Below are 20,515 nucleotides of genomic sequence, written 5' to 3' on the forward strand. Positions count from 1 at the left end.
TTCCTTTCGGATCAATACAGCGTGCTGGCTACGCGCGCAGGCAGGTCGCGGTCATACGTTGCGCCGTCGAAGGTGCCCGCCGTCAGGTCGGACAAGATGCGTCCGACGCTGGGCAGCGCGCTGCGCGGCACCTGGGTCGAGGCGTCCCACAGTTGCGAACGCAGCAGGGCGCGTGAACACTGGAAGTACACCGTCAGCACGTCCACGATCAGTACCGAGCGTGGCAGCTTGCCGTCGACTTCGAAGCGGGCCAGCAAAGCGGGATCGACGCTGATACGCGCCTTGCCGTTTACCCGCAGGGTTTCGCCCACGCCGGGAACCAGGAACAGCAAGGCGACCCGCGGATCGCTCAGGATATTGCGCAGACTGTCGATGCGGTTATTGCCGCGGCGGTCCGGCAGCAGCAGCGTTTTTTCGTCTTCGACCACGACAAAACCGGCGGGATCGCCGCGTGGCGAGGCGTCCAGTCTGTCCGGCCCGGATGTGGCCAGGATCGCGAAGGGCGCGGCCTCTATAAAGGCACGGTAGTGCGGGTGCACATGATCCACTTCTTTCTTCAGCGAGGCTTCGCCGGGCGAGCCGTACAGCGCCTGCAAGGCGTCAGCGTCGGTGATGAAATGGGCGGGATCGGTGTGCATGGCGGAAGTCCGTGTTTAGTCCAGGATGGCAGGCAGATCGGCTACGTTCAGGAACAGGGCGTCGGGTTTGCGTTCGCGCAGGGCATCCACATGGTTATAGCCCCAAGCGACCGAACCCACCTGTACACCGGCCTTGCGGGCGGCTTCAATGTCGCGCATTTCGTCGCCCACCAGCAGGAAGCGGGCCGGTTCGACTTCGTGGCGGTTCAGCAGTCGGACGATCTTGGCGGACTTGCCGAACAAGTCGGTGCCGCATTCGTAGTCGTCAAACAGCGCAGCGGTTTGCGCGCCCAGCACGCGCTGCACGTTCTCGATGGAGTTCGAGCTGATCACGGCCAGCCGCAAGCCGCTCGCCTTTAGCTGAGCGAGCACATCGGCAACGCCGTCAAACAGATGCACGCTGGGGTCGATTTCCTGCATCAGCGTGCGCATATGCGACATGATGGCAGGCAGTTTCCACAGCGGAATGTTCAGATACTTCAGAATCTCGGAAGCTTCGCGGTGGCGCAGTTCGTCGCGTTCCGACGCGTCGATCTTGCGAAAGCCGTATTTGTCGGCCACCGTGTTCAGGATGGAATTGAACCAGGGCATGGTGTCAGCCAAGGTTCCGTCGAAGTCAAAAGCAGCGATGTCGTATTTCAAGTAATCAATCCATTAGCCGGCTTGAGGCGTGGCTACATGCCGTTGGGGTGAAGTAGATAGTGCACGACCGGCGCCAGCGATTCAAGCGGAGGCGCGCTGGCAACGACGCGTGCGGCGCTGGTCCAGGGATAGTCCAGTGCCAACAGCCAGCCGAAGACGGCTTCCATGTCGTGCGAGGGTAAGGTCACCATGGTTTCGATGGTGATGGTCAGATTGGTGGCCAGATACGGATTGGCCTGAAAATTCCATTCATACCTGCCACAGCCCACGCGCACATTGCCGGTGGCCTTTTCAGTCATGCCGACAATCCAGTCGCATTGATAGTCGGGCAGGCAGGCGCCAGGCTCTGGCCGGGACAGATAGAACGTGTACACGTTCTCATAGGTCTGGCCGAATTTTCGCACGAGCGTTTCGGCAATGGCGGCCAGACCATGGGATTCAGGCGGAAAGGCGATGGCTTGCGTGCGCAACGCCATCTTAAGCACCGCGCCTGGCGCAAATGCGCGCGCCATATACAGCGGGCGGTTCTCGTCCTTGGCGTGAAAGTAATCGCGCAATACGGACTCGGTGCAAGCGGGGGACAACGAATCGGTGGACATTGCGAGGGCTTCCGTTAGTGGCTTGATAAAGGGCGTTTCAGGCCTTGACCGGATCGAACCATTTCGAGACGTTGGGCGGCTCGTAAATGGCATAACGGTCCAGCATCAGGGCGGGGTCTTCTTCTACAACCAGCATGTCGCGATGCTGCGGGCGCATGAAGGCTTCATCTACGGCGTGATTCACAAACTGGACCAGCGCGTCGTAATACCCCGCGACGTTCAGCAGGCCGCAGGGTTTTTGGTGCATGTTCAGCTGCGCCCAGGTCCAGACTTCGAAAAATTCTTCCAGCGTGCCCGCGCCGCCCGGCAGTGCGATGAACCCATCCGCCTTGTCCATCATCATGGCTTTGCGTTCATGCATGTTCTGCACCAGGTGCAGTTCGGTCAGGCCGCGGTGCGCCTGTTCTTTCTTTAGCAGCAGCTCCGGGATGACGCCAATCACGCGGCCGCCTGCCGCCAATACTTCGTTGGCGATGACCCCCATGATGCCGACGATCGAGCCGCCGTAGACCAGACCCAGATCGCGCTTGACCAGCTCGTGCGCCAGCACGCGCGCTTGTTCGACATATTCCGGACGCGAGCCCGGATTCGAACCGCAATATACGCAGATGTTCTTCAAAGTCATAAAAGCTTGATTTGCCTAACCCGTTACAGATTGCGTCACGGGCGTTTCGGGAAGCCGTTAGTTTACGCAAGGTTTGACGGGGCGGCTTGGCGCAGGCGTAGACCCAGGATTCGGGGGCGTGGGCAATGTTTGGACACAGCATGTTCCGCCACGATCAGTAGACTGGGTAATTCGGTACGACTGGAAATCCAGCGTCGTAGTGCTTTCACGAACCCAGAGGAGCTAACGATATGGAACATGCAACCCGATCCCCCCAGCAGGCAAACCGCCCCTTCGATATGGACGTGAAGGCCATTCGCGCCAAGGCGCGTCAGGATATTGAATCGGGCGCCGTTACCGACTCTTATCGTGCGGACAGAAAAACGGTCTTGAAGCTGTTGAACGAAGCGCTCGCCACCGAAATCGTCTGTGTGCTGCGCTACAAGCGCCACTTCTTCATGGCACGCGGGCTGAACGCCGAACCGGTGGCGGCGGAATTCGCCGAACACGCCAGGCAGGAACAGGAACACGCCGACATGCTGGCCGAACGCATCGTGCAGCTAGGCGGCGAGCCCAATCTGTCGCCCAAAGGCTTGCTGGAACGCAGCCATTCGGAATACGTCGAGGGCTCCACGCTGCTGGAGATGATCAAGGAAAATCTGATCGCCGAGCGCATCGCTATCGATAGTTATCGGCAGATGATTGAATACCTGGGCGAGCAAGACAGCACCACGCGCCGCATGTTGGAAGAGATTCTGGCGGTGGAAGAGGAACACGCCGACGATATGTCGGATTTCCTGGAAAAAACCTGAAGACTAATGCCGGCAGGTAATCGGGCTTGGCGGGGCTTGCGTGCTTTGCATGGCGAGCCCCGCCTGTGCGATCAGATCGCGTCGGCCCAGAGGTCGTATTCGTCGGAATCCGTGACGCGCACGCGCACCATGTCGCCCGCTTTCAGGGGCTTGTCCGAACTGACGTAGACACAGCCGTCGATCTCGGGCGCATCTGCGCTGCTGCGGCCAACGGCGCCGTCTTCGTCCACCTCATCAATCAGCACATCGATTTCGCGGCCGATCTTACGGGCCAGGCGCGCGGTTGAGATCCCTTGCTGCAACTCCATGAAGCGTTCCCAGCGGTCTTGCTTGACGTCGTCAGGCACGGGATTGTCCAGCAGGTTCGCGGGCGCGCCTTCCACCGGCGAATACTGGAAACAGCCCACGCGATCCAGCTGCGCTTCCTGCATCCAGTCCAGCAGGTACTGGAAGTCTTCCTCGGTTTCGCCTGGGAAACCAACGATGAACGTTGAGCGGATGGTCAGGTCGGGGCAGATTTCGCGCCAGCGCTTGATGCGCGCCAGGGTCTTGTCTTCAAAGGCCGGACGCTTCATGGCTTTCAGGATGCGCGGGCTGGCGTGCTGGAACGGGATATCCAGGTAAGGCAGGATCTTGCCCTCGGCCATCAGCGGAATCACTTCGTCTACGTGCGGGTATGGATACACGTAGTGCAGGCGCGTCCAGATGCCCATTTCGGACAAGGCCACGCAGAGCTCGGTCATGCGGGTCTTGACCGGACGGCCGTTCCAGAAACCGCTGCGGTACTTCACGTCGACGCCATAGGCGCTGGTGTCTTGCGAGATCACCAGCAGTTCCTTCACGCCGGCCTTGACCAGACGTTCGGCTTCGCTCAACACATCGCCCACCGGCCGGCTGACCAGATCACCCCGCATCGACGGGATGATGCAGAAGCTGCACCGGTGATTACAGCCTTCCGAGATCTTCAGATAGGCGTAGTGGCGCGGCGTGAGCTTCACGCCTTGCGGCGGCACCAGGTCCAGATAGGGGTTGTGGTCTTTATTGGGCGGCGCGGCATCGTGCACGGCGCGCACCACTTCTTCATATTGCTGCGGGCCCGTCACCGACAACACGCTGGGGTGCACGTTGCGGATCACCGATTCCTCAACGCCCATACAGCCCGTGACGATCACTTTGCCGTTTTCGGCCAAAGCTTCGCCAATGGCTTCCAACGACTCCGCCTTGGCGCTGTCGATGAATCCACAGGTATTGACGACGACCACGTCCGCGTTGGCGTACTCGGGCGTGACTTCGTACCCTTCGGTGCGCAGTTGGGTCAGGATGCGTTCGGAATCGACCAGGGCTTTAGGACAGCCCAGGCTGACGAAGCCGACTTTGGGGGAAGACATGGAATACCTCGGTGGGCGCGAGCCGGCGCCAGTGATCAAAATCTGCGCAATTTTAGCGCGGCAGAGCGGGGGGCCGTTATTTTACCGGTAAGGAAGGGAAACGCCCGCGAAGAAGCGTGTCCCTATTTTTTCGGAATATTCCTCTGCGCCTTAAGGCGCAGCGCGCCGGTACAGCGCCAGCGTGCCCGCCAATCCGATCAGCAGGCCGCCGCAGATGCGGTTCAGCCAGCGTACACCGTTGCCCCGGAAGGCGCGCACCATTTGCGCGCCCAGCGTTGCGTAGGCCAACATCACCACGACATTCATCAGCGCCATCACGCATGCCAGGATCGCGTATTGCGAGAACAGGGGCGCGGCCGGGTTGATGAATTGCGGCAGGAAAGCCGACATGAACAGCAACGCCTTGGGGTTGGTCAGCGCGACGGCGAAGCTGCGCAGGCCAAGCGTCAGACCCGCCGGGCGGGCGGCCTCGGCGGCCGCCGACGGCATGACTAGCGCGGCGTCTGAACGCAGCATCTTCCAGCCCAAGTAGGCCAGGTAGGCCGCGCCAGCCCATTTGATGATCTGGAAGGCGATCTCCGAGGCGGACAGCACCACGCCCAAGCCAGAGGCGACCGCGCCGATCAGGATCAGGTCCGCCAGCACTGCGCCAGCCATACCCCAGCTGGCGGCGCGCACGCCGTGGCGCGAGCCATTGCTCATCGCCAGCAGGACCGTGGGGCCGGGTGTAATGATGGTGACGGCCGAAGCCAGGACAAACAACAGCAGCGTGGCGGTGGTCATAAATCGCTCCGGAACGAGCGGGCAGTTTGACGCGCCCGCCGCCATTCGTCCAGGTCCGGCTACCATAGCGGTCTTATCCTTTGATTTCGCACCATGGCCACGCGTTCCGACACCCCCAATCTTGCCCCCCCGCTTTCCTCCGTTCTTCTTTCCAGCGCGGGGGTGGTCGAGGGCGTGCTGGACGGCCGTTCCCTGACGGACGCGCTGTCTGACGTCGATTCCGCGTTGCGTCCCGCCACTCAGGCGGTGTCGTTTCATGCGATGCGTTATCTGGGCTGGGCGGACGCCGTTGGCCGTGAACTGGTCCAGCGTTATCCCAGCGTCTTGTTTGAGTCCTTGCTGCTGGTGTCGCTGACGCTGCTGAAAGAAGAGGGCGACGCCGCTTTGGCCGTGCCCGGCATGCCTATCTACGCGCCTCATACGGTTGTGGATCAGGCCGTGACGGCGGCCTCCAATACGCGCAGTCTGGCGTCTTTCAAGGGCATGCTCAATGCGTGCCTGCGCCGTTTTCTGCGTGAACGCGCGGTGCTTGCCGCCGCCGTGGCGGACAGCCTGGAGGCGCAATGGAACCACCCCGGCTGGTGGGTCAAGCAGCTGACGGTGGCCTATCCGCAGCAATGGCAAGAGATTCTGGCGTCGGCCAATGTGCCGGCCCCGCTGACCTTGCGCGTCAACCGCCGCCGAGCCACCCGTGAAAAAGTGCTGGAAGCATTCCAGGCCGCTGGCCTGGAAGCCGAAGCCGTGGGCGAGTCCGGCGTCGTGCTGGCAACGCCCAAGCCCGTGATCCACCTGCCCGGTTTTTCCGAAGGCTGGTGGTCGGTGCAAGATGCGGGCGCTCAACTGGCGGCCGAATTGCTGGCGCCCAAAGACGGCATGCGAGTGCTGGACGCCTGCGCGGCGCCTGGCGGCAAGACGGCCCATTTGCTGGAACTGGCCGAAGTCGACCTGCTGGCGCTGGATGCTGACGCCGAACGCCTGACCCGCGTGGAACAGAACCTGGACCGTCTGCGTCTGGCCAGCAAACGCGTCAAGCTGAAGGCGGCCGATGCCGCCGATCTGGACTCGTGGTGGGACGGCAAGCCCTTTGATGCGGTGCTGGCCGACGTGCCTTGCACGGCGTCGGGCATCGTGCGCCGCCATCCCGATATCCGCTGGCTGCGCCGCGAGAACGATGTACGCCGCACCGCCACCTTGCAAATCAACATTCTGGATGCGCTGTGGCAAACCGTGGCGCCGGGCGGCCGCCTGCTCTATGTGACGTGTTCGGTGTTCCCCATCGAAGGGGCTCGCCAGGCGCTGGAATTCCTGCAACGCCATCCCGATGCCACCCGTCTGGAGGCGCCGGGCCAATTGCTGCCAGTTGCGGTGGATGCAACACCCGCCGCACAACATGACGGATTTTTCTACGCCTTGTTTGCCAAGCAGTCTTGAATCGCCAAGAATAGGGGCATGACGTAGTTTCGGTGTCGTATGTCCATTATTTCGCGCTTATTTCTTGGGTTGTTGCTGGTATCTGCCTCGCTTCTGTTTGTGCCAGGCGGCGACGCATATGGGGCTGAACCGAAGGTCACGCGAGTGGACCCGGCGGTTCGCAACGGCAAACTCGAGATCGACGCCGACATCGAATTCGAGCTGAATCAACAGCTTCGGGACGCTGCCCAACGCGGCGTCCCGCTCTATTTCACAGCAGATCTCACGATGACGCGTGAGCGCTGGTGGTGGTTCGACAAATCTTTGGTGGATACCTCGCGCACCTGGCGCGTCGTTTACAACGCGCTGACCCGGCAATGGCGCGCCGGCGTGGGCGAACTGTCCTTTCCCGTGGCGTCGCTGGACGACGCCATGAGCGTCATCCGGCATATCCGCAACTGGCCCGTGGCCGATGCGGGCGACTTCGACCAAGGGGTGTTGTACGGCGGCCAACTGCGCCTGCGCCTGGACACCTCTCTTTTGCCCCGGCCATTTCAGGTCAATGCCTTAAATAGCAGCTCGTGGGCGCAGGGCACTCCCTGGACGGACTTCTCGTTCATGCTGAGCGACAAGGAGAAAGATCCCTCATGAGGCTGTTGCTTCGGCTGGCGCTGATGGTGGGTGCGGTCAGCGGCCTGGCATTGCTGGGATTGCTGGCATGGTCCACGGGCAATGCCTCGCGCTTTGCGCGCTACTACGACACGCTGCTGGTCCTGAACGGCATTTTCGCGCTGGCGCTCTTTGTCTGGGTGGTGGCGCTGACGGTCCGGCTCGCCAGGCAGATCCGGCGGCGGCAGTTTGGCGCCCGGCTGACGGCGCGGTTTTCCCTGGCATTCGCGCTGATTGGCGTGGTGCCGGGCGCCCTGATCTACACCGTATCAGTGCAGTTCATGTCGCGCTCTATTGAGTCGTGGTTCAACGTGCGCGTGGATACGGCGCTGGAAGCGGGTTTGAACTTGGGCCGGGCGGCGCTGGATTCTCTTCTGGCCGATCTGGATGCGCGCGCGCGCTCGATGGCCGCGGAGCTTAATCGCAACTCGGATAGTGGCGTGACGCTTGCATTGACCCGGCTGCGTGAGGCCAACGGCGTGCAGGAAGCCATGGTGTTCACGGGTAGCGGGCGCATGGTGGCATTTTCCACCAGCCAGTATGGGCAATTGTTGCCCGCCATGCCGCCCTCGACCGTGATGAATCAGCTGCGTCTGGCGCGCGGGTATTCCGCAGCGGAAGCCGATGATCCCGTCACGGCTGGCGCCGAGGGCGGGCTGCATCTGCGTGTGGTGATCCCGCTGACTGGGCCTGACCGCTACGACAACTTGCTGGGCACGGCATCCGAGCCGCGCTGGTTGCAGCTGCTCCAGCCTGTGCCCGAACAGATCGCGCACAACGCCAATCTGGTGCAACAGGGTTTTCGGGACTATCAAGAATTGGCGCTGTCCCGGCTGGGCCTGCGCAAACTCTATGGCATCACGCTGACGCTGGCCCTGCTGCTGGCCGCTTTCGGCGCCATCGCCGTGGCCTTGTCCTTGTCCAAACGTCTGGTGCGTCCGCTGCTGAGTCTGGCCGGTGGCACGCAGGCCGTGGGCGTGGGCGACTACCGGCCGCTGCCCGAACCGCCCGAGCGCGATGAGGTCGGCCAGCTCACCCGCTCTTTCAACGCCATGACACGTCAGCTGGATGAAGCTCGGCGCATGGTGGAAAGCAATCGCCAGCAGTTGGAACGATCCAACGTGTATCTGGAAAGCGTGCTGTCCAATCTGTCATCCGGCGTGCTGGTGTTCGACGAATCGTTCCGCGTCACCACCGTCAACCAGGGGGCGCAGACCATTCTGGGGGCGGACCTGCGTTCGGTCATCGGGCGTCCGCTGGAAACCGTGGATGGGATGCTGGAATTTGCCAACATCGTCCGTCAGGCGTTTTCCACGCACGCTGCCGTCGGTTCCGAGCGCCAGCACTGGCAGCAGCAATTCGAGATCGGCCCGGCCCAAGGCGATGCGCCTACCGCGCCGCAGCCCCTGACTTTGCTGGCCCGCGGCACCCATCTGCGCGTAGACGGCCGCGGCAATGGTTATCTGGTCGTGTTTGACGACATCACCGAGGTGATTTCGGCCAACCGGACCGTTGCCTGGGGCGAGGTCGCCCGCCGGCTGGCGCACGAAATCAAGAACCCGCTGACCCCGATCCAGCTGTCGGCCGAGCGTCTGGCCATGAAGCTTGAAGGCAAGCTGCCTCCGGCCGAAGCCCAGATTGTCGTGCGCTCCACCAACACAATCGTCAATCAGGTGGCTTCGCTCAAGCAGATGGTGGACGACTTCCGCGAATACGCCCGGACCCCGCCCGCCGTCATGCAGCGCATCGATTTCAATGCGTTGGTGGCTGACGTGCTGTCGCTGTATGGCTGGGAACCCGATGGCGGCGCGCCGCAGGGCGCGGCGGCCCGCCAGACCGAAAAAGCGATGAATCTGGATGTATCGCTGGGCCAGGATCTGCCTGAAATCGAAGGTGATCCCACTCAGCTGCGTCAGGTGATCCATAACCTGATGTCCAATGCGCGTGACGCGATTGCCGAGCAGGGCGGGCAAGGGCGGGTCAGCGTGACGACCCAACTCATGCGCAGCGAACAGCCCGACCGGGCCGACCACCAGGCATTACGATTTACCGTTGCAGACACCGGCCCGGGCTTTCCCGCGCAGGTGATGCAGCGCGCGTTCGAGCCCTACGTAACCACCAAGTCCCACGGGACTGGGTTAGGATTGGCGATCGTACGCAAGATTGTGGAAGAGCATGGCGGACGTATCGACCTTGCCAACCGCAAGGAAGGAGGCGCGCGGATTTCCATCTTGTTGACCCGATTGGCTCCCGGGACAGACACTATGGACGCGACCGCGCAAGAAAAGGATAATGCGGCTACGCAATAGGTGGATGCTTTATGGCCAGAATTCTGGTGGTTGACGACGAAGTCGGTATACGCGAGCTTTTGTCAGAAATCCTTTACGACGAAGGACACACGGTCGAACTGGCCGAAAACGCGGCGCAAGCGCGCGCCGCGCGTCTTCGCATGCGTCCTGATCTAGTGTTGCTGGACATATGGATGCCGGACACTGATGGCGTAAGTTTGCTGAAAGAGTGGGGCTCGCAAGGCCTGCTCGACATGGCTGTGATCATGATGAGCGGTCACGCCACCATTGATACGGCGGTCGAGGCCACTCGCATCGGCGCCATGGATTTCCTGGAAAAGCCCATCACGCTGCAGCGTCTCTTGAAGACCGTCGCAGCGGGTCTGGCACGCGGACGCGCTCCGCATCCGGCACCCGCCGCCACGCATCCGGCTGCCGCCAACGCCACGGTGGCGCTGGAAGACGAGCTGGACCCCCCGGTTCTGGCAACGGCGCCCGCCAATGAAGTCCCGGTTGCGTCCAACGGCCAATTGGGCAGCATTTCGCTGGATCAGCCGCTGCGCGAAGCCCGCGACGAGTTCGAGCGCATCTATTTTGAATACCACCTGGTTCGAGAAAGCCACAGCATGACGCGTGTGTCTGAGCGCACCGGGCTGGAACGCACCCACCTCTATCGCAAGCTCAAGCAATTGGGCATCGAGTCGGCGCGCAAGCGCAGCACATGAAAATCCTGATCATGGGCGCTGGCCGCGTAGGCACCAGCGTGGCCGAAAACCTGGTGTCCGAAGAAAACGACATCACCGTGATCGATTCGGACCCCGTTCAGCTGCAATACCTGCAAGAACACTTTGACCTGCGCGTCGTCCATGGCGACGGCTCGCAGGTGTCTGTGCTGGAATCCGCTGGCGCGGGCGATACCGATCTGTTCATCGCCTGTGCGGCGTCCGACACCGCCAATATGGTGGCGTGCAAGATCGCCCGCCAGCTGTTCAACGTTCCGCGCCGCATTGCCCGGATTCGTTCCGCCGAGTTTCCCGAGCATCCGGAACTCATGAGCGAAGACGGCTTTTGCATTGATGCGCTGATCAGCCCCGAACGCAGCGTCACGACCTATCTGCACAGCCTGATCGAATTCCCAGAAGCCTTGCAGGTGGTGGAATTCGCCGAAGGGCGCGTGTGCGTAGTGACCGTGCGCGTAGGCCATGGCAGCCCGATGGCGCATTCCCCCGTCGACAAACTGCGCGATGTCTGGCCCGACGTCAAAGCGCGGGTGGTCGATGTGCTGCGCGGCGGACGCCCCTTGCGCGCGGGTAGCGGCACGGTGATTGCGCCTGGCGACGAGGTCGTGCTGGTAGTGGACTCGCGCGATGCGCGCCGGGCCGTGCGTCAGTTGCGCGAGGCCGAGCGGGCCGTGCGCCGCGTAATGATCGCAGGCGGCGGCAATATCGGCCTGCGTCTGGCGCGCCAACTGGCCGAAGAGAAGTACAGCGTCCGCATCATCGAGCGCGACTTGAAGCGCTGCGAATACCTGGCGACCCAGTTGCCCGACAGCGTGCTGGTCCTGCATGGCAGCGGCACCGACGAGGCCTTGCTGGAACGCGAGAACATTGAAGACATGGACACGTGGCTGGCCCTGACCAGCGACGACGAAGACAACATCATGTCGTCGCTGCTGGCCAAGCGTCTGGGCGCGCGCAAGGTGATCGCGCTGATCAACCGCCAGGCTTATGGCGAATTGATGCAAGGCAGCCATATCGACATTGCGGTGTCTCCATCGCAAGCGACGATGAGCGAACTGCTGCGCCACGTGCGCCGCGGCGACGTCGCCGCCGTGCACCGCCTGCGCCAAGGCGTGGCCGAGGCGCTTGAGGCCATTGCACACGGCGACCGCTCCACCTCCAAGGTCGTGGGCCGGCCCGTGGGGCAGATCAGCCTGCCCAAGGGCGCCAGTATTGGCGCGCTGGTGCGGGGCGACGAAATCATCCTGCCCGATGCCGACACCGTGATTGAAACAGACGATCATGTGATCGTCTTTGTGCCGTCCCGCCGGCAAATGCCGCGGGTGGAAAAACTGTTCCAAGTGTCGGCGTCCTTTTTCTGATGCGCACTCTCCATTTTCCTTGGCGCGGGCCTCGCGCCGCCCGATAGGCACCCATGAAGCGTGTCCTGGGCACCCTCTATATCCTGGGCCTGACCATGGTGATGTTTGCGCTCACCATGCTCATCCCCCTGGTTGTCGCCTATGTGGGCGGCGATGCGGCGCGCCAAGCCTTCCTGAACGGCTTCCTGATTTCAGTCGGCATCGGGGGCGGGTTGGCCGCGTTGACGCGGCGCAGCCGCTGCGAGCTGCGCGCGCGTGACGGGTTTGTGCTGGTGTCAGCTGTCTGGGCCGGCCTGCCGTTGCTGGCGGCCATTCCGCTGCTGCTGTATTTCCACGGAGCAGGGCTGCCGCTGTCTTTCACCGGCGCTTACTTCGAAGCCATGTCCGGCCTGACGACCACCGGCGCCACCGTGCTGACCAACCTGGATGCCTTGCCCGCGTCCATCAATCTGTGGCGGGCCACGCTGATCTGGATCGGCGGCATGGGGATTCTGGTGCTGGCGGTGGCGATTCTGCCCCTGCTGGGGGTGGGCGGCCATCAGGTTGTGCGCGCGGAAACGCCAGGGCCAATGAAGGACGAACGGCTGACGCCGCGCATCGCCAGTACCGCCAAGGCGTTGTACGCGGTGTATTTCGTGTTTTCGATCCTGTGCTTTCTGGCTTATCGGGCGGCCGGGCTGTCCTGGTTCGAGGCCTGGTGCCACATGGCGACCACGATGGGGCTGGGCGGCTTTTCCACCTGGGACGACGGGTTCGCCCATTTCGATTCGGTGGCCGTTGAAATGGTGGCCATGGTGTTCATGCTGATCGCCGGCATCAACTTCGCCACGCACTTCAATGCGTTCCGCCAGCGTAGCCCCCGCGCCTATGTGCGGTGTCCGGAAGCCATCCCTTATCTGGTCATTGTGCTGGGGGTCGGGCTGGTCATTTCCGTCTTCCTGTACGTGAAAGGGGTCTATGCCGAGCCCCTGGAAGCCTTGCGCTACGGCATGTTCAACACGATCTCGATGGCGACCACGACGGGTTACGCCAACACGGACTTTGCGCAGTGGCCATTGTTTGCGCCCCTGACCATGTTGTTGCTGTCCGGATTTGCGACGTCTGCTGGTTCCACCGGCGGCGGGATCAAGATGATCCGGGCCATCCTGCTCGTCAAGCAGGCCCGCAACGAGCTGGTAACAATGTTGCATCCGCATGCGGTCAGCCCTGTGCGTATCAACGGCCGCGCGGTGGAAACCCGGACCATGTCGTCCGTGCTGGCCTTCATGCTGTTCTATGGGCTGTCTATCGCCGTCTTCACGAGCTTGCTGCTGCTGTCCGGCCTGGACCCGATTACGGCGTTCTCGGCCGTTTTCGCCAGCGTCAACAACACGGGCCCGGGTCTGGGGCCGGTTGGCCCGATGGGCAATTTCGCCGTGCTGTCCGATTTCCAGATCTGGGTCTGCACATTCGCGATGCTGATTGGCCGGTTGGAGCTGCTGACCGTTCTGGTGCTGTTCACGCCGATTTTCTGGCGCAAGTAGGGCCGAAAGCAGCGGGCGCTTTTGCCTTGGGCCGATCCAAGCAAAAAGGGCCGCTAGCCCTCATTTTCATAAGGGATAACCCTGATCAGGGTTATCCCACCCCATCCTGAAAGCCTCATCCAGACTGCCATTCCGGGCGTCGCGGGCCGCTGGGCCCCGCCGTTTCTAAGTTGTAAGCGCTTGCTCACTTTCTCTCAGAGGGCAAAACCGGATGCTTCGCGATGTTGCACACAAATGTCACGATTTTCAATCGTTTTGCCACAAACCTGCGGCTATTATGCGTTCACAAGCCGCCGTCTAGTGCCCCCCGGGAAGTTGCCGGGCTTCAAGGTCGAACGGTGCACCCCCTCATCAAACATTCAAAGGAGTCCGAGATGGAACAGATCCCGTTCATTTCGTCGGCCCCCAACACATTGGGCATCGAACTCGAGCTGCAACTGATCGACCCCCGCAGTTTTGACCTTACCGCAGCCTCTGACGAGCTGCTGGCCCAAATGGCCAACCATCCCATTGCCGACCGCGTTAAACCAGAAATTACGCGGTCCATGATTGAACTGAATTCCTCGGTGCACGAGCACCCGATGGGCCTGCTGGTTGAAATGCGCGAAATGCGCGACGCGCTTGTCGAAGCCGCCGATGCTGTTGGTGTTTCGGTGGCTGGCGGCGGCGCCCACCCCTTCATGCGTTGGCAAGAGCGTTCTATCTCGGACACCCCGCGCTTCCAGTACCTGGCCGAAATGTACGGTTACCTGGCGCGTCAATTTACGGTTTTCGGCCAGCACATCCACTTAGGCGTGAAGAGCGGCGACGACTCGATCAAGCTGCTGCGCCGTCTGTCCCCCTATGTGCCCCACTTTATTGCGCTGTCGGCTTCGTCGCCGTATTGCGAAGGGGTGGACACCCTGTTTTCGTGCTCGCGCCTGAATGCCGTGAACAGCTTCCCGTTGGCCGGCCATATGCCGCCCGAGGTCAAAGACTGGTATCAGTTCGAGGCGCATCTTTCCCAATTGCGTGAATACGGTCTGGCCGAAAGCATCAAGGACCTGTATTGGGATATCCGCCCCAAGCCGGAGTTCGGCACGGTGGAAATCCGCGTTTGCGATACGCCGTTGACGGTGGAGCGCGCCTGCCAGATTGCGGCGTTTGCCCAAGCCTTGGCGGTGCTGCTGATGCGCGAAGATGATCCTAGCGACAAAGCCTGGCTGTCCTACCGCAGCAACCACTTCCAGGCCTGCCGCTTTGGCTTGCAGGGCAGCTATGTCACGCCCGATGGCAAGCGCCTGCGCCTGATCGACCACCTGCGCGATTTGTTCCAGCGTCTGATGCCGGTGGCTGAAGAACTGGGCACGGGTGACATGATCGCCGCCTTGCGCGACGATGCCGTGCGCAGCGGCAATGATTCGCGCTGGTTGCGCAGCCAGTTTCACCGCCTGCGCGATCTGCCGCTGGTGGTTGAGGCCATGTCGCAAGCGTGGCGCGGCGAGTCCAAGGCTGCTGCTCCGGCGGAGCCGACGGCAGTGCTGCGCCGGCGTATCCGGGCTAATTCTGAACCGATGCAGCCCTTGTCGGCGTCTGAACCCGGGGTCAGCGTCCCGTTGCCGGAACGCCTGCACTAGCCTTGAATGCGTGGTCGGCGGGGCCCCGGATCAGGGGTTCCCGCGGTGCCGCCCACCTATTGCACTGATGGACAGCCGGGTTTCTCCGGCTACGGTGCGATGTGCGGCGGCACGCCAGGCATGGCCGTAGGCAACTTCAATACTCAAAGGTATCAGACCGTCAGGCCGGCGCTGGGCTTCCAGCGCGGCGTAGAGACGGGCGCGCCATTCGCGGCCGACCAGCCCGCCGCGCCGCCCTTCAGCCGGGTTGCCACCCAGTGCGCGCACATCTTCCAGCAGTTTTTCCGGGCTGCGGTAGGTCAAGGTCAGAAGCTCCTGGTCCATGACCGGATCGGCAAAACCGTTTTCCACCAGCAAATCGCCAAAGTCATGCATGTCCACAAAGGACGGCGTGGCGGTGCGCAAGCCCGCATCGGTCAGGGCTTGGCGCAGTTCGCGCAATGTGGCTGGCCCCAAACAGGAAAACATCGCCAGCCCGCCCACCTTCAGAATGCGGCGCCATTCCGCCAGCACGTCGTGCGGCGCGCGGTGCCAGTGCATGGCCAGGTTGGACCACACCAGCTCCAGCGATTCGGGCGCCAAGCCTGTTTGCGCCAGATCCCCGTTCACAAAAACCGGCGCGGCAGGTCCACGCCGGGCCAGCTTGCCGATCCAGGCGCCCAAGCCCGCCGGCGCATGGCGTTTTTTGGCCAAATCCAGCAGCGGTTCACAGTTGTCCAGCCCCGTGTAGGCGGCGTCGGGATAACGTTCCCGCAAAAGCGGCAGGTTGTCGCCCGCGCCACAGCCCGCGTCCAGCATGGCTTGCGGCTGCACACGGATGTATTGCAGGCGCCCCAGCATGCGGCGGGCCACTTCGCCGTAAAGAAATTGGGCATTCGACAGGTCGCCCCGGCGGGCGAATTGCCGGGGAACATCGGCGCTTACGATGGGCAGGGAAGGAGGCGTTGCGGATTCTGGCAGGGACATTTCGGTCGCGCCCGCGACTTCGCCGCGGGGCGGAGCATGGTTTCATGAGGGATGGCAGACATTATTGCGCATCCCGGCCGCAGGTTCCGATTGTCCCTACTGAGCATGGGGCGGCGGTGGCTGTCCCGGATCGGCTGCGAGTGCCCCTTGTGCGGCGCCCGTGTAGCGGGGGCAAGGCTGTGCCAGGGGTGTGCAACCGACATTACCGGCACGCCGCCCGGTATGCAGGCCCGCTGCCGGCGCTGCGCTCTGCGTTTGCCTGCGGGCGCCGCGCATTGCGCGTCCTGTCTTGGGGCGCCCCGCGCCTATGCGCGCACGATTGCGGCATTTGACTATGCGCCACCGGCGGACGCCTTGATCCGCATGCTGAAGACTCAGCTACGGCTCAGTATGGCGCCGGTGCTGGCCCGAGTGCTGGCGGATGCGATGTTGCGGGACGGGGCGCTGCCTACGGGCACGGTGCTGGTGCCCGTGCCCGCCAGCCGGGCGTCGTTGCGCTTGCGCGGCATGAATCCTGCGGGCGAGATCGCTCGGGGGCTGGCAGCGGAATTGGGGTTGCCGCTGGTGGGTGACGCGCTGCGGCGACGCCGTGAAACCCCCCGTCAGTCCTCACTGAACCGCCAGGCCAGGCGGCGGGGCGCGGTCGGCTTGTTCCAGGCGTCGGCGGCTGTGGCAGGGCATCATGTGGCGTTGGTCGATGACGTCATGACGACGGGCAGTACCGTTCAGGCCGCGGCTACCGCTTTGCTGGCGGCGGGCGCGGCCAGCGTGACCGTGCTGGTGGTGGCGCGCACACCTTGATCAGGCGTGCTTGGCGTTGGGGCGGAGCCCGAACACCTGCACGGGACGGCCGGGGCGGCACGGCGCTAAATCGGCGACAATTCCCCCCAGTGCGGCCACCCTTGCGCCGCAAGCCGTCTTTGCTCCTTATCCGCCATGTTCCACGTCATCCTCGTCTGCCCCGAGATTCCCCCCAATACCGGCAACGCCATCCGGCTGTGCGCCAATACGGGCGCGCAATTGCACTTGGTGCGCCCTTTGGGTTTTGAACTGGACGACGCCCGAATGCGCCGCGCGGGCCTGGACTACCACGAGTGGCAGCCCGTGCGCGTGCACGATACCTTGCAAGAGGCGCTGGACGATACGGGCGCCGCGCCCTCCAGCATCTACGCGCTGACCACGCACGCGCAACGCAGCGTGGCGGATATCGGCTTCAAGCCCGGCGATGTGTTTGTGTTTGGCCGGGAGACGGCCGGGCTGTCGGACGAGCATCAGGCGATGTTTCCGCCCCAGCAACGCCTGCGCCTGCCGATGCGCGCTGGCCAGCGCAGCCTGAACCTGTCCAACGCCGTCGCGGTGACGGTATTCGAAGCCTGGCGTCAACAAGGCTACGAAGGCGGGTCGTAGGACGAGGGCAGCGCGGAAGGCCGCCCGCAAGAAACGCGGCACGGCTCGCACGGAACCCGTCCTGCGAGCCTGCGGCCTGAGCCGCACGCGTGCCGCCGACTGCGTTAATCCAGCGACAGATTCAGTTTTTCAATCACCTGATCCCATCGCGCTTTCTCATTCTTGATGCGGCTTGTCAGCGCTTCGGGCGTGGACGGGGCGGGTGTGAAGTACTGCAACGCCAACTGTTTGCGCACCGCTTCGCTGTTGATGACGCGCGCAAGCTCGCTATTGAGCCGTTCGATGATGGGCGCGGGCGTGCCAGCCGGGGCCAGTACGGCATTCCACGAAATGGCCTCGAAATCGGGGTAACCCTGGGACCCCATGGTCGGGATGCCCGGCAGCGCTTCGCTGGGTTGCAGACTGGTCACGGCCAGCAGCTTGACCTTGCCATCGCGGGCTTGAGGCACGGCAATCGCCGGCACCATGAAACCGGCCTGCACGTCGCCGCCAATGATGGCGGTGATGACCTGCGGGAATCCGGAATAAGGGATGTGCGCCAGGTCCACGCCTGCGCTTTCCTTGAACATTTCCATGGCCAGATGCGCCGAACTGCCCGGGCCGATCGAACCGTAATTCAGCGAATTGCCGCGGCTTTTGACCAGCTTGACGAAGTCTTGGACGTTATCGACCTGCAAGCTGCCCGGCACGACCAGCACGTTGGGGCTGGTGCCCACCAGGGAAACCGGCGCCAGATCGCGCAGCGGGTCGTAGCCCAGCGTCTTCTTATATAGCGTGGGTGCGGTAACCAGCGGACCGTTGATCGTGTAGAGCAGGGTGTAGCCGTCGGGCTTGGCCTGCGACACGACACGTGTGCCAATGTTGCCGCCTGCACCCGGCTTGTTGTCGATGACGATGGGCTGGCCCAGCGCTTGCGACAGCGGTTCCGCGATCGTGCGCGCCAGGATGTCGGGCGACGATCCTGGGGGGAAGGGCACGACCATATGGATTGGGTGATCGGGCCAGTCGGCGTGGGCGGCGGCGGGCAGAATGGCGGCCAGGCTCAGGCACAGGCCGCGCAGCAGCGGGCCGACCCGGAACTTGCGGGTTTGCGTCATGAAGGATGTCTCCTCGGTGTTGTGCGGGTGATTTGTTTTAGGAGTGGGTTAAAGATTGCCGCCCAGCGATTCGTCCAGGTGGCCGTCTGCGTCCGCGCTTTCGTATCGCGCGTCGCGAGCCAACAGGGCCGATACCGCTGTCATGGGCGCGACGCCGTCAAACAGCACGGCGCAGACCGCTTCGGTAATGGGCAATTCCACATTGATGGCGCGGGCGCGTTCCAGCGCCGCGCGTGCGCAGCGCACGCCTTCGGCAGTAATGCCGCTGGCCAGAATGTCGGGCAGTTTGCGGCCGGCGCCGATTTCCAGGCCCACGCGCCGGTTGCGCGAGAGCTCGCCGGTGGCGGTCAGCACCAGATCCCCAAGTCCGGTCAGGCCGGCAAAGGTCTCGGCTTGCGCGCCCAGCGCCACGCCAAAGCGGGTCATCTCGGCGAGTCCGCGAGTAATCAGCGCGGCGCGGGCATTGGTGCCCAGCGCCAGCCCGTCACAGATGCCACAGGCCACCGCGATCACGTTCTTCAAGGCGCCGCCGACTTCCACACCGACCAGATCGGTGCTGGCGTACACGCGCAGCGCCGCGCCATGGAAGGCGGCCGTCGTGGCGTCACGCAGCGCGGTGTTGGTACTGGCGACGGTAAGCGCCACGGGCAGGCCCTGCGCGACTTCGCGCGCGAAAGACGGTCCGGACAAGGCGCCACCGGTAGCGCCAGGCAGCGCCTGGCGCATGATCTCGTGAGGCAGTCTGGCCGTGTCGGCTTCAAAGCCCTTGCAGGTCCAGATGATGGGGGTGTCTTGTAATCCCAGAGCGGGCAAGCGGCGCGATAGTTCGCCGCAAATGGCCGTCAGTCCGGCCACGGGCACGCCCAGCACGATCAGGCGCCGCGCGCCCTCGTCTTGCAGGCTGCGCAGCGTAGCGTCGAGATCCGAGGAAATTTTCAGTGCCGCAGGCAAAGCAATGCCGGGCAGGTAGCGCGCGTTCTCTTGCGTGGCGGCCATATCGGCAGCCTGCGCGGCGTCGCGCGCCCAAAGCAGGGTGGAGTGGCGGCGGCTGGAGGCCGCCGCCAACGCGGTGCCCCAACTTCCCGCACCCAAGACGGCGACGCGCATGCGCGGCTCAGCGGGTTTGTTCATCGGGGCGCGGCGTTATTACTGGCGAGTCGCGCCGGGGGGCAGGATGATGCCCGAGTCGCTGCCGTTGGCGCCGCTTTGCTGCTGTTGCAGTTCAGCCAGGCGCTGTTCGTACAGGGCTTGGAAGTTGACTTCCGTCAGGTGCAGCGGCGGCATCGAGGTGCGGGTGATGGCATCGGCGATGTTGGCACGCAGATACGGGTACAGCATCGTCGGGCAAACAATGCCCAGAAGCGGATCAAGCTGATCTTCGGGGATGTTGGATGCTTCGAAAATGCCAGCTTGCGTGCCTTCAACCAGGTACACAACCTTGTCGCTGATGCGGGTCGTGACGGTGACGGTGACCGTGGTTTCGAACACGGTGTCGGCCAGACGCTGGCCGCCCACGGTGATGCTCACTTCAACCTGGGGCGCTTCTTGCTCCAGGAAGACGTGGGGCGCGTTCGGCATTTCCAGCGAAAGGTCTTTCAGGTAGACGCGTTGCAGATTGAACGAGGGCGCGTCGTTACCGCCTTCTTGCTGGGTGTTTTGGTCTTGATCAGCCATGAGTGTTTCCGTTGGTGGGAGGGGCAAAAAAGGAAGGCGATTAGCCGTTGAGCAAGGGGGCCAAGCCACCCGAGCGATCCAGGGCCATCAAGTCGTCGCAACCGCCGACGTGGGTATCGCCGATGAAGATTTGCGGCACGGTGCGCCGGCCGGTGCGTTCGATCATGACATCGCGTTGGGACGGGTCCCGGTCGATCTGGATGATTTCCAGGTCGGCCACGCCGCGCTGCTCAAGCAGTGCTTTGGCGCGGGCGCAATAGGGACAATAGTCCTTGCTGTACATGACAACTTTATTCAT

Annotated in this window: 21 protein-coding genes; 10 read left to right on the forward strand and 11 right to left on the reverse strand. The window is 63.1% G+C overall.

Features of this window, described 5'->3' with window-relative positions; genetic code table 11:
- Positions 1-11: 11 nt before the first annotated feature.
- Genes RAS12_RS23465 through RAS12_RS23480 form a run of 4 tightly spaced genes read right to left on the reverse strand, consistent with a single transcriptional unit; the run spans position 12 to position 2,504 of the window.
- Positions 12-638, reverse strand: a complete 627-nt coding sequence (locus tag RAS12_RS23465) for a pyridoxamine 5'-phosphate oxidase family protein (protein WP_306941911.1) — start codon at positions 636-638, stop codon at positions 12-14.
- A 15-nt stretch (positions 639-653) separates the two neighbouring features.
- A complete protein-coding gene (locus RAS12_RS23470; RefSeq protein ID WP_306941913.1) occupies positions 654-1,280 on the reverse strand; it encodes an HAD-IA family hydrolase in 627 nt (208 codons plus the stop codon).
- Between the two features lie 32 nt (positions 1,281-1,312).
- Positions 1,313-1,879 carry a hypothetical protein gene (locus RAS12_RS23475; RefSeq protein WP_306941915.1) on the reverse strand — a complete coding sequence of 189 codons (567 nt, stop codon included), beginning with the start codon at positions 1,877-1,879 and terminating at the stop codon, positions 1,313-1,315.
- Between the two features lie 37 nt (positions 1,880-1,916).
- Positions 1,917-2,504 (reverse strand): LOG family protein, encoded by a 588-nt coding sequence (locus RAS12_RS23480; RefSeq protein ID WP_306941917.1) that lies wholly within the window; start codon positions 2,502-2,504, stop codon positions 1,917-1,919.
- Between the two features lie 230 nt (positions 2,505-2,734).
- Between RAS12_RS23480 and RAS12_RS23485 the strand changes: the two genes are divergently transcribed.
- Positions 2,735-3,295 (forward strand): ferritin-like domain-containing protein, encoded by a 561-nt coding sequence (locus RAS12_RS23485; protein WP_306941918.1) that lies wholly within the window; start codon positions 2,735-2,737, stop codon positions 3,293-3,295.
- A 71-nt stretch (positions 3,296-3,366) separates the two neighbouring features.
- On the opposite strand, the gene rimO is transcribed toward RAS12_RS23485, so the two are convergent.
- On the reverse strand, positions 3,367-4,683 hold the full coding sequence (rimO, locus tag RAS12_RS23490; RefSeq protein ID WP_306941920.1) for a 30S ribosomal protein S12 methylthiotransferase RimO: 1,317 nt from the start codon (positions 4,681-4,683) through the stop codon (positions 3,367-3,369).
- Positions 4,684-4,833: 150 nt separating this feature from the next.
- Positions 4,834-5,466 carry a LysE family translocator gene (locus tag RAS12_RS23495; RefSeq protein ID WP_306941922.1) on the reverse strand — a complete coding sequence of 211 codons (633 nt, stop codon included), beginning with the start codon at positions 5,464-5,466 and terminating at the stop codon, positions 4,834-4,836.
- Between the two features lie 93 nt (positions 5,467-5,559).
- On the opposite strand from RAS12_RS23495, the gene rsmB reads away from it, so the two are divergent.
- From rsmB to RAS12_RS23530, 7 genes are all read left to right on the forward strand, one after another.
- Entirely contained in the window at positions 5,560-6,897 is a 1,338-nt protein-coding gene (gene rsmB, locus RAS12_RS23500; protein WP_306941923.1) for a 16S rRNA (cytosine(967)-C(5))-methyltransferase RsmB, read from the forward strand.
- A gap of 39 nt (positions 6,898-6,936) precedes the next feature.
- On the forward strand, positions 6,937-7,527 hold the full coding sequence (locus RAS12_RS23505; RefSeq protein WP_306941925.1) for a DUF4390 domain-containing protein: 591 nt from the start codon (positions 6,937-6,939) through the stop codon (positions 7,525-7,527).
- Positions 7,524-9,854 (forward strand): sensor histidine kinase, encoded by a 2,331-nt coding sequence (locus tag RAS12_RS23510; RefSeq protein WP_306941927.1) that lies wholly within the window; start codon positions 7,524-7,526, stop codon positions 9,852-9,854. The genes RAS12_RS23505 and RAS12_RS23510 overlap by 4 nt, the downstream gene beginning before the upstream one ends.
- Before the next feature lie 11 nt (positions 9,855-9,865).
- Positions 9,866-10,558, forward strand: a complete 693-nt coding sequence (locus tag RAS12_RS23515; RefSeq protein ID WP_306941929.1) for a response regulator — start codon at positions 9,866-9,868, stop codon at positions 10,556-10,558.
- On the forward strand, positions 10,555-11,934 hold the full coding sequence (gene trkA, locus RAS12_RS23520) for a Trk system potassium transporter TrkA (protein ID WP_306941931.1): 1,380 nt from the start codon (positions 10,555-10,557) through the stop codon (positions 11,932-11,934). The genes RAS12_RS23515 and trkA overlap by 4 nt, the downstream gene beginning before the upstream one ends.
- 53 nt (positions 11,935-11,987) lie before the next feature.
- Positions 11,988-13,457: a TrkH family potassium uptake protein gene (locus tag RAS12_RS23525; protein ID WP_306941933.1), complete on the forward strand. Its 1,470-nt coding sequence runs from the start codon at positions 11,988-11,990 to the stop codon at positions 13,455-13,457.
- A 374-nt stretch (positions 13,458-13,831) separates the two neighbouring features.
- Complete coding sequence (locus RAS12_RS23530; protein ID WP_306941934.1) at positions 13,832-15,073, forward strand: YbdK family carboxylate-amine ligase; 1,242 nt, start codon at positions 13,832-13,834, stop codon at positions 15,071-15,073.
- Positions 15,074-15,103: 30 nt separating this feature from the next.
- On the opposite strand, the gene RAS12_RS23535 is transcribed toward RAS12_RS23530, so the two are convergent.
- Positions 15,104-16,039, reverse strand: coding sequence for a methyltransferase domain-containing protein (locus tag RAS12_RS23535; RefSeq protein ID WP_306941936.1), 936 nt, complete (start codon positions 16,037-16,039; stop codon positions 15,104-15,106).
- 90 nt (positions 16,040-16,129) lie between these two features.
- On the opposite strand from RAS12_RS23535, the gene RAS12_RS23540 reads away from it, so the two are divergent.
- Positions 16,130-16,840 (forward strand): ComFC family protein, encoded by a 711-nt coding sequence (locus RAS12_RS23540; protein WP_306941938.1) that lies wholly within the window; start codon positions 16,130-16,132, stop codon positions 16,838-16,840.
- 135 nt (positions 16,841-16,975) lie between these two features.
- Complete coding sequence (locus RAS12_RS23545) at positions 16,976-17,446, forward strand: tRNA (cytidine(34)-2'-O)-methyltransferase (protein ID WP_306941940.1); 471 nt, start codon at positions 16,976-16,978, stop codon at positions 17,444-17,446.
- Positions 17,447-17,550: 104 nt separating this feature from the next.
- Here RAS12_RS23545 and RAS12_RS23550 read toward each other — a convergent pair whose 3' ends face one another.
- From RAS12_RS23550 to grxC, 4 genes are read right to left on the reverse strand one after another with little or no spacing between them, the layout of a single operon-like run.
- Positions 17,551-18,543, reverse strand: a complete 993-nt coding sequence (locus tag RAS12_RS23550) for a Bug family tripartite tricarboxylate transporter substrate binding protein (RefSeq protein ID WP_306941942.1) — start codon at positions 18,541-18,543, stop codon at positions 17,551-17,553.
- A 48-nt stretch (positions 18,544-18,591) separates the two neighbouring features.
- A complete protein-coding gene (locus RAS12_RS23555) occupies positions 18,592-19,674 on the reverse strand; it encodes an NAD(P)H-dependent glycerol-3-phosphate dehydrogenase (RefSeq protein ID WP_306941944.1) in 1,083 nt (360 codons plus the stop codon).
- Between the two features lie 15 nt (positions 19,675-19,689).
- The gene (gene secB / locus RAS12_RS23560; RefSeq protein ID WP_306941946.1) at positions 19,690-20,217 is read right to left on the reverse strand and encodes a protein-export chaperone SecB; all 528 of its coding nucleotides are present in this window, start codon (positions 20,215-20,217) and stop codon (positions 19,690-19,692) included.
- A gap of 40 nt (positions 20,218-20,257) precedes the next feature.
- Positions 20,258-20,515 (reverse strand): glutaredoxin 3, encoded by a 258-nt coding sequence (gene grxC / locus RAS12_RS23565; protein WP_006224674.1) that lies wholly within the window; start codon positions 20,513-20,515, stop codon positions 20,258-20,260.

Source organism: Achromobacter seleniivolatilans, assembly GCF_030864005.1.
GTDB classification, from domain to species: Bacteria; Pseudomonadota; Gammaproteobacteria; order Burkholderiales; family Burkholderiaceae_B; genus Achromobacter; species Achromobacter seleniivolatilans.

Coding starts and splice junctions, on each gene's coding strand:
- RAS12_RS23550 (WP_306941942.1), bottom strand. CDS start 18,543: ATGACGCAAACCCGCAAGTTCCGGGTCGGCCCGCTGCTGCGCGGCCTG.
- RAS12_RS23535 (WP_306941936.1), bottom strand. CDS start 16,039: ATGTCCCTGCCAGAATCCGCAACGCCTCCTTCCCTGCCCATCGTAAGC.
- rimO (WP_306941920.1), bottom strand. CDS start 4,683: ATGTCTTCCCCCAAAGTCGGCTTCGTCAGCCTGGGCTGTCCTAAAGCC.
- RAS12_RS23555 (WP_306941944.1), bottom strand. CDS start 19,674: ATGAACAAACCCGCTGAGCCGCGCATGCGCGTCGCCGTCTTGGGTGCG.
- RAS12_RS23485 (WP_306941918.1), top strand. CDS start 2,735: ATGGAACATGCAACCCGATCCCCCCAGCAGGCAAACCGCCCCTTCGAT.
- RAS12_RS23525 (WP_306941933.1), top strand. CDS start 11,988: ATGAAGCGTGTCCTGGGCACCCTCTATATCCTGGGCCTGACCATGGTG.
- RAS12_RS23480 (WP_306941917.1), bottom strand. CDS start 2,504: ATGACTTTGAAGAACATCTGCGTATATTGCGGTTCGAATCCGGGCTCG.
- grxC (WP_006224674.1), bottom strand. CDS start 20,515: ATGAATAAAGTTGTCATGTACAGCAAGGACTATTGTCCCTATTGCGCC.
- RAS12_RS23515 (WP_306941929.1), top strand. CDS start 9,866: ATGGCCAGAATTCTGGTGGTTGACGACGAAGTCGGTATACGCGAGCTT.
- RAS12_RS23510 (WP_306941927.1), top strand. CDS start 7,524: ATGAGGCTGTTGCTTCGGCTGGCGCTGATGGTGGGTGCGGTCAGCGGC.
- RAS12_RS23495 (WP_306941922.1), bottom strand. CDS start 5,466: ATGACCACCGCCACGCTGCTGTTGTTTGTCCTGGCTTCGGCCGTCACC.
- RAS12_RS23475 (WP_306941915.1), bottom strand. CDS start 1,879: ATGTCCACCGATTCGTTGTCCCCCGCTTGCACCGAGTCCGTATTGCGC.
- RAS12_RS23505 (WP_306941925.1), top strand. CDS start 6,937: ATGTCCATTATTTCGCGCTTATTTCTTGGGTTGTTGCTGGTATCTGCC.
- trkA (WP_306941931.1), top strand. CDS start 10,555: ATGAAAATCCTGATCATGGGCGCTGGCCGCGTAGGCACCAGCGTGGCC.
- RAS12_RS23465 (WP_306941911.1), bottom strand. CDS start 638: ATGCACACCGATCCCGCCCATTTCATCACCGACGCTGACGCCTTGCAG.
- RAS12_RS23530 (WP_306941934.1), top strand. CDS start 13,832: ATGGAACAGATCCCGTTCATTTCGTCGGCCCCCAACACATTGGGCATC.
- rsmB (WP_306941923.1), top strand. CDS start 5,560: ATGGCCACGCGTTCCGACACCCCCAATCTTGCCCCCCCGCTTTCCTCC.
- secB (WP_306941946.1), bottom strand. CDS start 20,217: ATGGCTGATCAAGACCAAAACACCCAGCAAGAAGGCGGTAACGACGCG.
- RAS12_RS23545 (WP_306941940.1), top strand. CDS start 16,976: ATGTTCCACGTCATCCTCGTCTGCCCCGAGATTCCCCCCAATACCGGC.